The organism is Tautonia plasticadhaerens (assembly GCF_007752535.1).
Lineage (GTDB): Bacteria > Planctomycetota > Planctomycetia > Isosphaerales > Isosphaeraceae > Tautonia > Tautonia plasticadhaerens.
In genome coordinates, this window is record NZ_CP036426.1 from 4,381,403 (window position 1) to 4,395,181 (window position 13,779).

General features: G+C 69.7%; 10 protein-coding genes and 1 pseudogene. 5 read left to right on the forward strand and 6 right to left on the reverse strand.

The features are described 5' to 3' along the window. The first annotated feature begins 4 nt into the window (after positions 1–4). From ElP_RS17680 to ElP_RS17695, 5 genes and pseudogenes are all read left to right on the forward strand, one after another. Positions 5–1,000 (forward strand): aldo/keto reductase, encoded by a 996-nt coding sequence (locus ElP_RS17680; RefSeq protein WP_145271483.1) that lies wholly within the window; start codon positions 5–7, stop codon positions 998–1,000. 108 nt (positions 1,001–1,108) lie between these two features. Further along, a complete protein-coding gene (locus ElP_RS17685) occupies positions 1,109–1,588 on the forward strand; it encodes a MarR family winged helix-turn-helix transcriptional regulator (protein ID WP_145271485.1) in 480 nt (159 codons plus the stop codon). Between the two features lie 183 nt (positions 1,589–1,771). Further along, positions 1,772–1,911, forward strand: a pseudogene (locus ElP_RS39755) (pirin family protein); the annotation flags it as partial. A gap of 21 nt (positions 1,912–1,932) precedes the next feature. After that, positions 1,933–2,118: a hypothetical protein gene (locus ElP_RS39760; protein ID WP_231749892.1), complete on the forward strand. Its 186-nt coding sequence runs from the start codon at positions 1,933–1,935 to the stop codon at positions 2,116–2,118. Positions 2,119–2,152: 34 nt separating this feature from the next. Further along, on the forward strand, positions 2,153–3,034 hold the full coding sequence (locus ElP_RS17695) for an SDR family oxidoreductase (protein ID WP_145271488.1): 882 nt from the start codon (positions 2,153–2,155) through the stop codon (positions 3,032–3,034). A gap of 17 nt (positions 3,035–3,051) precedes the next feature. Here ElP_RS17695 and ElP_RS17700 read toward each other — a convergent pair whose 3' ends face one another. The 6 genes from ElP_RS17700 to ElP_RS17725 all read right to left on the reverse strand — a co-directional run bounded on the left by ElP_RS17700 (position 3,052) and on the right by ElP_RS17725 (position 13,571). Further along, positions 3,052–4,248: a serine hydrolase domain-containing protein gene (locus ElP_RS17700; protein WP_145271490.1), complete on the reverse strand. Its 1,197-nt coding sequence runs from the start codon at positions 4,246–4,248 to the stop codon at positions 3,052–3,054. Between the two features lie 530 nt (positions 4,249–4,778). Then, the gene (locus ElP_RS17705; protein ID WP_145271492.1) at positions 4,779–6,395 is read right to left on the reverse strand and encodes a sulfite reductase subunit alpha; all 1,617 of its coding nucleotides are present in this window, start codon (positions 6,393–6,395) and stop codon (positions 4,779–4,781) included. A gap of 56 nt (positions 6,396–6,451) precedes the next feature. Beyond that, positions 6,452–8,284, reverse strand: a complete 1,833-nt coding sequence (locus ElP_RS17710) for a NirA family protein (protein ID WP_145271494.1) — start codon at positions 8,282–8,284, stop codon at positions 6,452–6,454. Between the two features lie 27 nt (positions 8,285–8,311). Beyond that, entirely contained in the window at positions 8,312–9,631 is a 1,320-nt protein-coding gene (locus ElP_RS17715; RefSeq protein WP_145271496.1) for an MFS transporter, read from the reverse strand. Between the two features lie 29 nt (positions 9,632–9,660). Then, positions 9,661–11,925, reverse strand: a complete 2,265-nt coding sequence (locus tag ElP_RS17720) for a molybdopterin oxidoreductase family protein (protein ID WP_145271497.1) — start codon at positions 11,923–11,925, stop codon at positions 9,661–9,663. After that, positions 11,922–13,571: a DmsC/YnfH family molybdoenzyme membrane anchor subunit gene (locus ElP_RS17725; protein WP_231749166.1), complete on the reverse strand. Its 1,650-nt coding sequence runs from the start codon at positions 13,569–13,571 to the stop codon at positions 11,922–11,924. The genes ElP_RS17720 and ElP_RS17725 overlap by 4 nt, the downstream gene beginning before the upstream one ends. Between the last annotated feature and the right edge of the window lie 208 nt (positions 13,572–13,779).

Here is a 13,779-nt window from a genome sequence, read left to right on the forward strand (position 1 = left end):
CATCATGCGTAACCGAGAGCTGGGGAAGGGCGGGATCAAGGTCTCGGCGATCGGCCTGGGATGCTGGGGCATGTCGGGCTCGTACGGCCCGGCCGACGAGGCGGAGTCGGAGGCCACGCTGCACCGCGCCCTCGACGTGGGAGTCACCCTCATCGACACGGCGGACTCGTACGGGGAGGGTCACAACGAGTCGCTCATCGGCCGCGTCCTCTCCCCCCGTCGGGCCGAGTTCGTCCTCGCGACCAAGACCGGCTGGGTCAAGCGACCGGGCCCGGGCGGCTCGGAGGCCGTCGGCGTCGACGGCCGACCCGAGCGGATCCGGTCGGCCTGCGAGGCGAGCCTGGCCCGGCTGAGGGCGGAGGTGATCGACCTGTACTACCTCCACCGGGTCGACCCCGAGGTGCCGGTCGAGGAGTCGATCGGCGCGATGGCAGGGCTCGTGGCCGAGGGGAAGGTCCGGGCGATCGGCCTGTCGGAGGTCTCGGAGGCTACCCTGAGGCGGGCGCACGACGTCCACCCGATCTCGGCGCTCCAGTCGGAGTACTCTCTCTGGACCCGGGAGCCGGAGGCCTCGGTCATGCCCGCCTGCCGGGAACTGGGCATCGCCTTCGTGCCATTCAGCCCGCTCGGCCGGGGGTTCCTCACCGGCGCCGTCACCGGGCGATCGCAGATCCAGCCGGGGGACTGGCGGGCCAACAACCCGAGGTTCACCGAGGAGAATCTCGCTCGCAACCTCGCCCTGCTGGAGACGCTCGACTCCATCGCCAGGCCCCGGGGGGCCACCCCGGCGCAGGTCGCCCTCGCCTGGGTCCTCTCCCGGGGGCCGCAGCTCATCCCGATCCCCGGCATGAAACGACGTTCCCACCTGGACGAGAACCTGGAGGCCGCCGACCTCGACCTCTCCCCCGACGAACTGTCCCTCCTCGACGCCGCTTTCCCCCCCGGTGCCGCCGCCGGGGACCGCTACACCCCCGACGTCGCCCGATGGGCCGGACGTTGAGCGTGGTGCTGGGGTAGGGGGCACATCGCCCCTTGCCCTTGACTCGAATGTAATCGACGCGCAAACTATTTTCGCGAAGGCAAAACGAGGGGCGGAGGATTCGAGGGCATGGCAACCCGACGGCTGAAGGACGAGCTGAAGAAGCGCCTCCCGTTCGACTCCCTGGAGCAGGAAGCCTCGCTGAACCTCGCCCGGACGGCCGACCGCCACAACATCGCCTTCGCCCGTCTGTTCCGGGAATACGGCCTGACTTCGTCGCAGTACAACGTCCTGCGGATCCTCCGGGGCGAGGGCGGGCCCTTGCCGATCCTGGAGGTCGCCGGGCGGATGGTCGCCGCCGTGCCGGGGATCACCGGCCTGGTCGACCGGTTGGAGGCCATGGGGTTGGTCTGCAGGGATCGCTCCACCGAGGACCGCCGGGTCGTCTTCGCCTCGATCACGCCCCGGGGTACGGCCCTGCTCGGGCGCCTCGACCGGCCGGTCGCCGAGCTTCACGGGCGGCTCCTGGGCCACCTCTCCAAGGCCGACCTGGCCGAACTGATCCGCCTGCTGGAGATGGCCAGGCAGGTGGACGGAGACGCCGATTGAACACGCGGCTCACTCTTTTCGGTAATCGTTGACGTGTCGAATTTTGACGTTCAAATCGGAATTATTCCGATGGTTCGCGTACGCAAGCCGTCCGACCGAGGGCATTTCGACCACGGTTGACTCGACACACACCACACGTTCTCGTTCTCGCGCTATTATGACCCGGAGTTCAGGGGCTTCCGGTCGCTCCGGGCCATCAACGAGGACGTGATCCACCCCGGCTGGGGCTTCGGCACGCACGGGCACGAGGACATGGAGATCGTCACCCTCGTCCCGAAGGGGAACTCGCCCACCGGGACGGCCTCGGCACCGGCAGTACGATTCGGCCGAGAGAGTTGCAGTGCATGACGGCCGGATCGGGGATCCGAACGGCCGAGGGGGCCAGGGGAGTCGAGGGGGCCGAGGTGGTGCTCACGCCCTCGGCCCCCGACGACTCCCGGCCGCCGAGTGAGATCGAGCTGGTGATCTCCCGGACCCAGGGCCGTCACGTCGCCGACATCACCCGCAGGGTCATCTCCGGCGGCGATTGACCATCCCCCTCGGACTCGAACCGGAGTCGCACCGATGGCCGACCTCGACGGGATCATGGCCGGCAGGCGATGCCTGGTGACGGGGGCCACCGCGGGCATCGGCGAGGTGACGGCCCGGGAACTGGCCGGGCTCGGCGCCTCGGTCGTCCTGGTCGGCCGGGATGCCGGGAAGTGCGAGGCGACGGCCGCCCGGATCCGGGATCTCACCGGGAACCCGGCCGTCGAGTCCCTGGTCGCTGACCTCTCCTCGATGGCCGAGGTCAGCCGCCTCGCCGACGCATTCCGCCGCCGGCACGACCGGCTCGACGTGCTGGTCGCCAACGCCGGGGCCCTGTTCCTGAAGCGATCGGAGACCGTCGACGGCTTCGAGCGGACCTTCGCCCTGAACCACCTCTCCCCCTTCCTGCTGACGACCCTGCTGCTCGACCCGATCCGGGCGGCCTCGCCGTCCCGGATCGTGGTCGTCGCCTCGGATGCCCACCGCGGGATGACGCTCGACTTCGACGACCTCCAGGCCCGGCGGGGCCGATACTGGGGGATGTTCGCCTACGGGCGGTCGAAACTCGCCAACATCCTCTTCGCCCGGGAACTGGCCCGTCGGCTCGAGGGGACCGGGGTGACGTCCAACGCGCTGCACCCCGGCTTCGTCTCCTCATCGTTCTTCTCCGGTCCCGGCCCGGCCCGATGGGCGATGCGACGGGTAGCGAGCCTGTTCGCGATCGCCCCCGAGCAGGGGGCGAAGACTTCGGTGTACCTCGCCTCGTCGCCGGAGGTCTCGGGAGTCTCGGGCCACTACTTCGCCAGATGCAAGGAGGCCACGCCTTCCCCCGCCGCTCGGGACGACGAGGCCGCCCGTCGGCTCTGGCAGGTCAGCGAAGGGCTCCTCGGAGCCTGGGCATCCGGGCCTGCTGAATAGGATCGGAGGATCGGGGATCATTCCCCTCCGCGTCCATGCAGGTCGATCATCGCCGAGCAGGCCTCGTCGCAGGCCCGGGAGGCGGCCTCGCCTCCCTGATTGGTCGCGGCGACGACGGCGAAGTCTCGCCTCGGTGCGAACCAGACGACGGCGTGGTTCATCGTGTTGCTGCCGGCGTGGGTCAAAGCGGTACCCCCTGCCCACTCCCGCTCGGCGAAGTGCCACCCGAAGCCGTAGTCCCCCTCGTCGGGCTTCTCGTGAAGTCGAGCGAAGGATTCAGCCCGAAGTATCGGGGAGCCGCCCTCTCCTTTGCCCGATCGGAGGTGGCAGGCGAGGAATCGACCCCAGTCGCCGAGCGAAGCGTGAACGGTACCCGCCGGGCCGATCAGGGCCGGGTTGTCGGCGCCGGGGCCGGGGGGGATGGGCGAACTGCGGCCGAAGAGGTCCAGGACATGGGGCCAGGGCTGGTCCGCACGCCCTCGGGTCGCCGACGGGCCGAACCCCGTCGTCCGCATCCCCAGCGGCTCGAAGAGTCGGGCCCGCATCAGGTCTTCCCAAGAGGCATCCCCCAGCCGCTCGGCGATCGCCCCGGCGACGATGTAGTTCCGATTCGAGTAACGGAACTCCGAGCCGGGCGGAGAGGCGGGCCGCTCTGCCAGGATCCTGCCAAGATACATGGTGCGTTGCCGAGGCATCGAGTCGCCCAGGTTCCTCATCGCGTCGAGCGACAATCCCGGTGCGACCGTCTCCCCGGGGAACCCGGCCCGGTGGGCGAGGATCTGCTGGATCGTCGCCCCGCGATAGTCCGGGTGCATTCCCTGCTCCAAGTCCGGCAGGGCCTCGGCTAGGGTCGTCTCCCAGGAGAGCCTCCCCTCTTCGACGAACGTCGCCAACAAGGTTGCCGTCATCGCCTTGGTACACGAGCCCAGGTGGAAACGGTCCTCGATCGTGACCGGGTCTTCCCTGCCCACGATCCTCACCCCCACCGCACCGACCTTGACTGCCCCCTCGATCGTCATGATTGCCGAGGCCAGCGCCGGCAGTTCGTGACGCGCCCGGATCGGTTCCAGGAGGGCGACGACCTCGGGTGAGCCTGCGGGGTGGTCCTCCCGATGTGCGAGGCGGGGAAGGCCGTGCGGGCCCTCCGGCCCGGAGATCGGACCGCCGGGAGCGAGCATCAGGGGAGCCAGCAACGAGACGATCAGGGTGAACATGGCATGGGGCTCGACCCGTGGCCTGGGATTCCAGACGACATGCAAATCGTAGTCGGTTTGACGTGGGAATGCAGGTCCCCCACGCCCCGTCCGACGGCATCATTGACGGCGATGACCCATTTGCGACCGGGCAACCGGTCTACCGCGGCCGATCACACTTGAAAGCCCCCCCGGCCCTGATCCGGTCGCTGGTGATCATCCTCATGATCACACTCACCATCGTGAGTTTCGCCGCCTCAGCGACGATCATCCTTGGCACTTCGCTCCATCGCGCGGGAGCCCAGCCAGCCCCCGAAGCGAGAGCCATTCATGAATTGGCCGTCCCAGCGACGAGTCCCAGGACATAAATCTCACCACGCTTCTGGGTGTGATAATTCTCAGTACAAACGGCTTCACTCGGGAACATGCCGGAGGCGTCCGAGGGTGAGACTCGGCTGGATATATTACGGAACTGGGCCGTACTGGGCCGGATTCGCCTCGCCCGGGGGCTTCGCCACCGATTCCCGAGTTCGAGCCAGAACTGAGTCCATTCAGTACACGTCCCTGAGGTATCGTCCCGAGGACGCCAGGCCGTTCATGTAGTCGCGGCCCCCCTCCTCATCGAGGAGTCCACCCCGGCGGATGACGCGATGGAGGGCGGCGTCGACGTCGGCGGCCATCCGCTTCGCGTCGCCGCAAACATAGACGTAGGCCCCGTCCTCGAGCCACCGGAAGAGCTCGGCGGACGCTTCCTCCATCAGGTGCTGGACGTAGACTTTCCGATCTCCGTCGCGGCTGAAGGCGAGGTCGAGGCGGGCCAACTGGCCGACTCGGAGGGCCTCGGCCAGCTCGGCCTCGTACAGGAAATCGGTGTCGCGTCGCCGATCGCCGAAGAAGAGCCAGTTGCGACCGGTCGCGCCGGCAGCGGCTCTCTCCTGGAGGAAGGCGCGGAAGGGGGCGATGCCGGTGCCGGGGCCGATCATGACGATCGGGGTCGTCGGATCGGCCGGCAGGGCGAACCCGTGCGATTCCCGGACGAAGACGCGGACCTCGTCGCCGGGCGCGAGGCGGTCGACCAACATCGTCGAGGCGACACCCTTGCGCGGACGGCCGCCGCGGTGGGAGCAGACGCGCCCTACGGTCAGATGGACCTGCCCCGGGTGGCGTCGGAGGGAGCTGGAGATCGAGTAGAGCCGGGGAGTCATCCCAGCCAGGGCCGCGGAAAAGTCGGCCGCCCCCGGGCGAGCGGTCGGGAATTCCAGGAGCAGGTCGAGCACGTCGAGTCCGGCGATTGGCGTATCGTCGTTGAGGAGCGATCGGAGCGTCGCCGCTTCGCCGAAGTCGCTGGCTGATCCGGCCAGGGCGGCGATCAACTCCTCGGTCGGCCGGGCCAGGCAGCGATGGCGAATTAGCGCCTCCCGCAAGGAGACCTCACCGGACGGCCCGACGACCGGCTCTTCGCCCGAGAGGCGGAGCGCGGCGAGGATTTCGTCGACCAGTTCGAAGCAGTTCGTCGGGGAGACCCCCAGGGCGTCGCCGGGCCTGTAGGAGATGCCGCTGTCGCCCAGGTCGATCTCGACGTGGTGCGTCCGCTTGTCCGAGGCGGGCCCGTTGAGGTTGACGCTCCGGATCAATCGCGCGTGGTACGGGTTCTTGCGCGAATACCCGATCGGCGCCTTCGACTCGCGTCCGTTCGTCGGCGACGACGACGCGGCCGGTGCGTCCGGCCTGCCGGCATGGCCGATCCGGTTCTCCGAGGGCGATTCCTTGAGGACCGACCTGAGCGCCTTCGAAGTCGCCGCACCGCCGGGGGAGCAGAGCACCAGGCTCGTCTCTTCTCCCGAGGCGATCGCCTCGGCGTAGGTCTTGCAGAGGTAGCCGCAGGCGCCGCAATCGAGTTGGGCCATCGCGGCCATCAGGCGGAGTTCGACCGGCTTTCCCTCCGCCAACGCTCGGCGCTCGGCGATCGGGAGCGTCGGGTCGTGCCAGGGGAACTCCTCGGCCTCCGGTCGCGTCTGCGGCGGTGGGATCGCGGAGGCGGCCGTCATGACGCCGTCGGGGAGTTCGCCGGTCCCCTCGAGGCCGATCCAGCCGGCGAGGAACCCGTTGAGCCATGCCCGCTGCTCTGGGGTGAACGGGGCCGATTCGGGGACTAGGGAGATCGACATCGTCGGATGCTCTCAAACCGGGAGATCGGAGTGTCCGGCGGCGGGCAGTCCGCCCCTCAGGCGACCGTGCATCGGGGCACCCCCGCCGCGGCGAGGAGCTCGAGGCCGTCGCTGCGTCGTGCAAAGCATGCGAAGGACTCGCCGGGGTGCGAGCGGTGCTCAAGGTAGTGGCGGAGCAGCCGCTCGACGATCGGCGGGAGGTCGTCGAACGGCACCGAGTCGAGCAGGCGTCGGCCGATGCCCCGTTCCTCTCCCCAGCCGCCGCCGATGCAGAGGTGATAGCCCTCGACCATCTCCTCGCCGACTTCGACCTTCGTCGCCTCCAAGCCGATGTCGCCGATGTAATGCTGGGCACACGAGTGGTGGCAGCCCGTGAGATGGATGTTGATCGGCTGATCCAGGGTCACGCCGTCTTCCAGATAGCGGGCGAGGGCCATCGCATGCCCCTTGGTGTCGGCCGCGGCGTACCTGCAGCCGGCGTTCCCGGTGCACGCCACCAAACCTGCCCGGGGGGCGGAGGCGTCCCAGTCCAGCCCGATCGCCTGGATCGCGGCCTTCACCTCCGGGTGGTCCGCCTCGGCGATGTCCGAGATGAGGAGGTTCTGCCAGACGGTCAGGCGGATCGTGCCCGAGCCGAATCGCTCGGCGACCTCGGCGAGCCCGCGCATCTGGCCCGTCGTCATCCGACCGGCCGGCAGGACCACGCCGACGTAGGATCGGCCGTCTTGCTTCTGCCGGTGGAACCCGACGTGTCCCCAGCGGTCGGCCGGCGGCGGGATCGAGCAGCATCCGAGCGGGGCCCTTCGCAACCGAGAGCCGAGCTCGGACTCGACCTCGGAGAGGAATCGGTCGAACCCCCAGTCGTCGAGCAGGTACTTGAGCCGGGCCTTCTTGCGGTCGGTGCGGTCGCCGTTCTTGATGAACACGCGGATGATCGCCGAGGCGACCGGGACGCACTCCTCCGGCAGAAGCAGGACCCCGGTCGGTCGGGCGAATTCCTCGTGGCCGGTGATGCCGCCGAGCGCGAGCCGGAGGTAGACGCCGCTCGGCGGAGAATCGGGGCGTTCGTCGACCCGGACGGCGAGGAAGCCGACGTCGTTGGTGTCCTCCAGGCTGGCGACCTTGCCGCCGCCGTCGAAGGCGATATTGAACTTGCGGGGGAGGCCGTGCAACTCGGGGTGGTTGAGGATGTGGTGGTGCAGCTCTTTCGCGAGCGGCAGGGTCTCGACCAGTTCGACGGGATCGATGCCCGAGGTCGGGCTGCTCGTGATGTTGCGCACGTTGTCGCCCCCGGCACCCCGGTTGATGACCCCGAGGTCGGCCAATCCGGTCAGGACATGGATCCCGTCCCGAGGCCCGATCTCGCGGAGCTGCAGATTTGCACGCGTTGTCACGTCCGCAAATCCCCCACCATGTCGATCGGCCAGGTCGGCGATCCCACGGAATTGCCACGAGGGCACGACGCCGCCCGGGATGCGCAGGCGGCACATGAAGGAGTCCTGGGCGGGCGCGACGTGGAAGAGTCCGGAGAACTTGTAGAGGAACACATCCGTCCCCCTCGGGAAGGAATCCGAGGTGGCGTTCGCCCTCATCTCGTCCCAGAGGGAGAACGGATCCTTCTCGCGCTTCGCCTGCTCCTCCTTACACAATGCCTTCCCCGAGGCGAGGACGCGATCCTGGGCCTCGCGATGGACTCGGTCTGGGCGGGAGGGAGGGGCGTCGAGGGCCGTCCCGCCAACGCCGAACCCGGGCATCGCCCCCGATCGATCGTGGGCACCGCCTCCGGAGACGATCGGCAGCGAACGGACCGCCCGGGAGACGTCGGCCCCCATGACGAAGCCCTGGAGGAAGTGCTTCTGCACGTCGGTGAAGCCGTTCGATTCGGGCATGATTGGGACACCCTCGCGTGGTTCGGATCAGGCGGCGGCGGTCGTCGCCGCACGGCGGCCGACCGCCGCCTCGAACTCGGCGGCGGCCTCGGCCTCGGCGTCCTCCGAGAAGCGGACGCCCAGCGCCAGGAACGACGAGGCGGCGACCGCCGCCCCGAGGACCATCAGCGCGGTCGACCACGGCAACGCCCCCCGGAATAGGAAGCCCGCCGCGACCGCACCCGCGTTCCCGCCGGCGCCGACGATGCCGGCCACCGCCCCGAGCGCCTTGCGGTCGACAAACGGCACGACCGAAAAGGTCGCCCCCTCGGCCATCTGCACGAACAGGCTGAAGACAACCAGTGCTGGGAGGGCGAACACGAGGCTCGACATCCGGGCGAACGCCATCAATGCCAGCCCCTCCAGGAAGACCGTCGTGAACAGCCAGGTCACCCTCCCCTTCAAGCCGATCCAGCCGCCGAACGCGTCGCCGAGGGCCCCGCCGAGCGTCCGGGCGAAGAGGTTCATCAGGCCGAACGACGCGGCGGCGACCCCGGCGGCCCGAAGGCCCAGGTCGAAGTCATCCACGAAATAGAGCGCGGCGATGTTATTGATCGTCAGCTCGACGCCGAAGCAGGCCCCATAGAGCACGAACAGGGCCCAGACCCGGCGATCGGACGCGGCGCGGCGGAAACCTCCGCGGGGACGTCGCCGGTGAGTCCTCTCGTCGAGGTCGCCCCGGGGCGAGTCCTGCGTGAGCAGGTAATAGGCGACGCCCATGGTCAAGCAGGTCGCGCCGGCCGCCACCATCGCCAGGCGCCAGCCCCAGAAGGTGCCGAGGCCGAGCGTACCGGCCAGCAGCGAGAAGGCGAGCGGCATCGTCAGCTGCGTCACCCCGCCTCCGAGGTTCCCCCAGCCCGCGGTCGTCGCGTTGGCCGTGCCGACGCAGTTGGGGGCGAACATCACTGACGTGTGATACTGAGTGATCACGAACGACGCCCCGATCGCCCCGATCGCCACTCGGAACGCGAGGAACGTCGGGTAGTCGCGCGCCAGGCCGATCCCCATCACCGGCAACGCCCCGAGGACGAGCAACGCCGAGTACGTCCGCCTCGGGCCGAAGCGGTCGCAGAGGAGGCCGACCGCCAGGCGGGCGACCACCGTGATCGCCACCGACCCGATGATGCACCATCCGACCTGGGAGGCGGTGAGCGCCATCTCCTCCCGGACGATCGGCATCAGCGGCGCGATGCCGAACCAGGCGAAGAAGCAGAGGAAGAAGGCGAACCACGAGCAGTGGAACGTACGCATCGGGGGCGTCGTGAAGTCGAGCAGGTTGATTCGGGTGGCGCGGCCGTCGGCGGTCATCGGGCCCTCCGGTCCGAGAATGGGCGGGATCAGCGGGACGTCGAGAAGAGGCGTCTCAGGCGGCCGTTCGGCCTTGGGGGCGCGGCGGGGCGGATTCGGACGGCCGCGGCCTTGTAGGCCGGCTGTCTCGAATGCGGGTCGAATGCGGGGAAGGTCAGCAGGTTCGTCCCGGCGTCGTGCATCGGCAGGAAGACCCGTCCTCGGCCGACCCCCTGCGTCAGCAAGGCCCGGGCCCGGGTCGACCCCCGACGGGATGCAATCTCGACCCAATCGCCCGGGGCGATCCCCCGGTCGGTGGCGTCGTCGGGGTGGAGCTCGGCGTGGGGCTCCCGGGGCGCCAGCTTGCGGAGGATCGACGACTTGCCGGTCCTCGTCAGCGTGTGCCACTGGGAGGCGCACCCCCGGCCGGTGATCAGGAGCAAGGGGTAGGACTCGTCCGGCTCCTCTGGCATCGCCGTGGGCTCACCGAAGACGAATCGGGCATGCCCGTCGTCGTGATAGAAGCATCCGTCGGCGAACAGGCGACGCTCGGCCCCGGGGTCGTCGAGGCCGGTCGGGCAGGGCCACTGAATTCCGCCCGCCTCGCCGACCATCCGCTCATCGGCGATCCCGGTGATGTCGCACGGCCTCCCCGCCGAAAGTCGCTTGAGGAGCTGGAACACGTCCGAGGGCGTCCGCCATCCGGCGAACATGGGTCCGCAGCCGTAGGCCTCGGCGACGAGGCGGAAGATCTGGAAGTCGGCCAGGGCCTGGCCCGGGGCGCGTCGGACCTTCCTCAGCAGGCCAATCCGCCGCTCGGAGTTGATGAACGTCCCCTCCTTCTCCCCCCAGGCGGCGGCGGGGAGGAGGATGTCGGCGAGCCCGGCCGTCTCGGTCGAGTGGTAGATATCCTGGACGACCAGCAGGTCGAGCCGGCCGAGCACGTCGGCGAGCCCGCCCCGATCGATCCACGAATGGGCGGGATTCGTGGCGACGACCCAGAGCCCTCGGATCGACCCGTTCCGGATGCCGTCGAGGATCTGGTCGTAGGTCCGGCCGGCGTGCGCCGGGATGCGATCCTCGGGGATGTCGAGGATTCGGGCGACCTCGGCCCGGTGGTCGCGGTTCGAGAAGTCCCGGCCGCCGAGCAGGCTCGAGGTGTTCGAGAACAATCGGGAGCCCATCGCGTTGCACTGGCCGGTGATCGAGTTCGCCCCCGTCCCGGGCCGGCCGATGTTGCCGGTCATCAGCGCCAGGGCGATGATCGCCTGGGCCGTGCGGACACCCTGGTGGCTCTGATTGACCCCCATCGTCCACCAGAACGAGACGCGGTCCCGCCGGCGGATGCGGTCGGCCAGGTCGAGGATTTTCCGGATGTCGAGGCCGGTCCGGCCGGCGACATACGGCGGGGTGAACCGCTCGACGAAGGCGGCGAAGGCATCGAAGCCGGCGGTGTGGGCGTCGATGAAGGTGCGGTCGATCGATCCTTCCTGGATGAACAGGTGTGCGAGTCCGTAGAGCAGGTCGAGGTCCGCCTTCGGCCGGATCGGCACGTGGAGGTTCGACTGGGCGGCCGTCTCGGTGCGACGGGGGTCGATGACGATCAGGTCGGGGTCGCGGCGGTTCCGCATCACCCGCTCCCAGAGGATCGGGTGCGCGATGCAAGGATTGGAGCCCACGAAGACGAGGCAGTCGGACTCCTCCAGGTCGCGATACGAGTAGGGCGGGGCGTCGAAGCCGAAGCACTGCTTGTAGGCCACGGCGGCGGTGGCCATGCACTGGCGGGTGTTGCCGTCGCCGTGCACCATCCCCATGCCGAACTTCGCCACCGAGCCCAGCAGGGCGAGTTCCTCCGTCGTGATCTGGCCGGTGCCGAGGAAGGCGACCGACTCGGGCCCGTGGGCCCGCTGGATCGCCTTGACGCGCCGGGCCATCTCGCCGACGGCGGTCGGCCAGTCGACGGGGCAACGCCGGCCGTCGGATCCGCGGAGCAGGGGGATGGTGGCGCGGTCGGGGGCGTCGAGCACGGCCAGCGCCTCCCATCCTTTCGGGCAGGCCATCCCCCGGTTGACGGGATAGGAGGCCGACGGCGAGAGGTTCACGGCCAGGCCGCCCCGGAGGTGGACGTCGAGGCTACACCCGGTCGAGCAGTAGCCGCAGACCAGGGACGAGGTGGCGTCGGGGCTCACCCGGGCCGGCACCTGGCCCAGGCCGAATCGCCCCGGCTCCCTCAGCAGCGACCGGGTGAGGCGGCCGTCCCGGGCATGCAGCAGCGACCGGGCCCGATCCAGCAGCAAATGCAGCGAAACGCTCACGAGTGCAGACCCCCCGGCATCTTCGGCCGAGATGCGGCGGCGAAAAAGAGGAACCGTTCCAGCAGTTCTCCCGCGATCAAGCCGGCCAGCGCGATCGCCGAGAGGCACGAGGCCACCCCCGGCACGGCCCCGGGACCCAGCCCGGCGAGCGTCAGCGGCACCACCACCCCTGGGATGAGCCCGAGCGTCACCCGCACCTTCCAGCAGCCCGCCAGCGGACCCCGGATCACCCGGGACGACCGGCCCAGCAGGTCGACCCCGGATCGGTCCCGGTGGTCGAGCAGTTCCGATTCGGCCGCGACCTTCCCGAGTACCAATGCCGCCAGGGCGACCCACGGAAGTGCAGCGGGGGGCGTCCCCTCCCAGGCCCGGCACGATAGCCGGGCGGCCAGCCCGAGCACGGCCACCGTGCCCGCGAATCGCAAGACGCCCCGGCCCCCGGTCCAGGCCGGCCTCCTCGTGACGTGGTAGACCATCACCGAGCAGGCCACACCGGCGACCCCCGAGGCGACCGCCCCGGCCGCGAGCACGATTCCCAATTGCGGCCACCGTTCAGCCAGGTCGGGGCGGACCAATGCCAGGCCCACCGAAGCCCCGGCGAGCTTGGCGAAGGCACCGAAGCAGACGACCTCGCGACTCAGCCACGAGTGTCGCAGGCCGATCACCGCCCGATAGGCCAGGTGGGGCCTCCCCAGGTGGGCGAGGCTCGCCATCAGCCCGATGAGCAGCCCCCCGAGGCTCAGCAGCCCGAGCGCCACCGATCCGTCCCCACCGAGCCTCCCGATCAGCTCGAACAGCAGGCCGCCCGCGGCGAGCTGCGTCAGCACGAGCATGACGACGAGCGGCCCGTGGGCGTGCTCCGCCTCGATCCGGTGTGCATCCGCCGGCTCGGAGTCGGCCGGGAGCGGACGGGAGGCCCGGTATCGCGTCGACGGCCCCGTGATCGAGGGGTCGGGGGCCGAGGGCAGGAAGCGGCCGGCAGCGGCCGACTCCTCGACCTCGGCGACGTCGACCACCCGGACCCGGATCGCTTCGTGCGGGCAGGCCCGGACGCAGGCCGGGGCCTCCCCGACGCGGAGGCGGTCGGAGCAGAGGTCGCACTTGCGGACGATCCCCTCCCCGGCGTGGTACTTCGGGGCGTCGTAGGGGCAGGCCATCGTGCAGTACTTGCAGCCGATGCACTGGTCATCCAGGTGGCGGACGATCCCGGTGACGGGGTCCTTCTCGTAGGCGTCGACCGGGCAGGCGTTCGCGCAGGCCGGGTCGACGCAGTGGTGGCACGAGGTCGTCACGTGCTGGAGCACCGGCAGGGCCTCGTGGCCCCCAACGAGCAGGCCGACGTCGCGCCACGACTCCCCCTCGTCCAGGCCGTTCAGGGCGTGGCAGGCGGTCACGCACGCCTTGCAGCCCGAGCAGCGATCCAGCTCCACCTCGAAGGCATATTGCTGCCCCGGGCCCGGCGGCGAAGCCGGCATCAGCTCGGCGTATCGCCCCCGCGAACGTAATTCCGGGGCCTCGTCGTGGAACCTGGAGAACTGCTCGACGGCCGTCACCTCGCGCTCCGCCCGCAGCAGGGAATCGGCCATCGCGTCGACGGGGCCGGTCGTCGACACGGCACCGGATGTCAACAAGGCCGACGTGCTCATCGCTCGATCCTCTCACCACCTCCCCAAGACCAGTCCAGGGTGTCGGCCCCTCAGAACGCGACGGCCGTACCGGCCCCCATCCCCTTCCCGCGGAAAGTGGGCGATTGCTGCGGCAGGTCGAAGGTCGAGGTTCGGAAGACCACCGGGGGTGCTTCGGTTTTCCGAAGGGATTCTCCCCCCAATTCGGCGAGGACCACCTCCGGGACTG

Coding starts and splice junctions, on each gene's coding strand:
- ElP_RS17680 (WP_145271483.1), top strand. CDS start 5: ATGCGTAACCGAGAGCTGGGGAAGGGCGGGATCAAGGTCTCGGCGATC.
- ElP_RS17685 (WP_145271485.1), top strand. CDS start 1,109: ATGGCAACCCGACGGCTGAAGGACGAGCTGAAGAAGCGCCTCCCGTTC.
- ElP_RS39760 (WP_231749892.1), top strand. CDS start 1,933: ATGACGGCCGGATCGGGGATCCGAACGGCCGAGGGGGCCAGGGGAGTC.
- ElP_RS17695 (WP_145271488.1), top strand. CDS start 2,153: ATGGCCGACCTCGACGGGATCATGGCCGGCAGGCGATGCCTGGTGACG.
- ElP_RS17700 (WP_145271490.1), bottom strand. CDS start 4,248: ATGTTCACCCTGATCGTCTCGTTGCTGGCTCCCCTGATGCTCGCTCCC.
- ElP_RS17705 (WP_145271492.1), bottom strand. CDS start 6,395: ATGTCGATCTCCCTAGTCCCCGAATCGGCCCCGTTCACCCCAGAGCAG.
- ElP_RS17710 (WP_145271494.1), bottom strand. CDS start 8,284: ATGCCCGAATCGAACGGCTTCACCGACGTGCAGAAGCACTTCCTCCAG.
- ElP_RS17715 (WP_145271496.1), bottom strand. CDS start 9,631: ATGACCGCCGACGGCCGCGCCACCCGAATCAACCTGCTCGACTTCACG.
- ElP_RS17725 (WP_231749166.1), bottom strand. CDS start 13,571: ATGAGCACGTCGGCCTTGTTGACATCCGGTGCCGTGTCGACGACCGGC.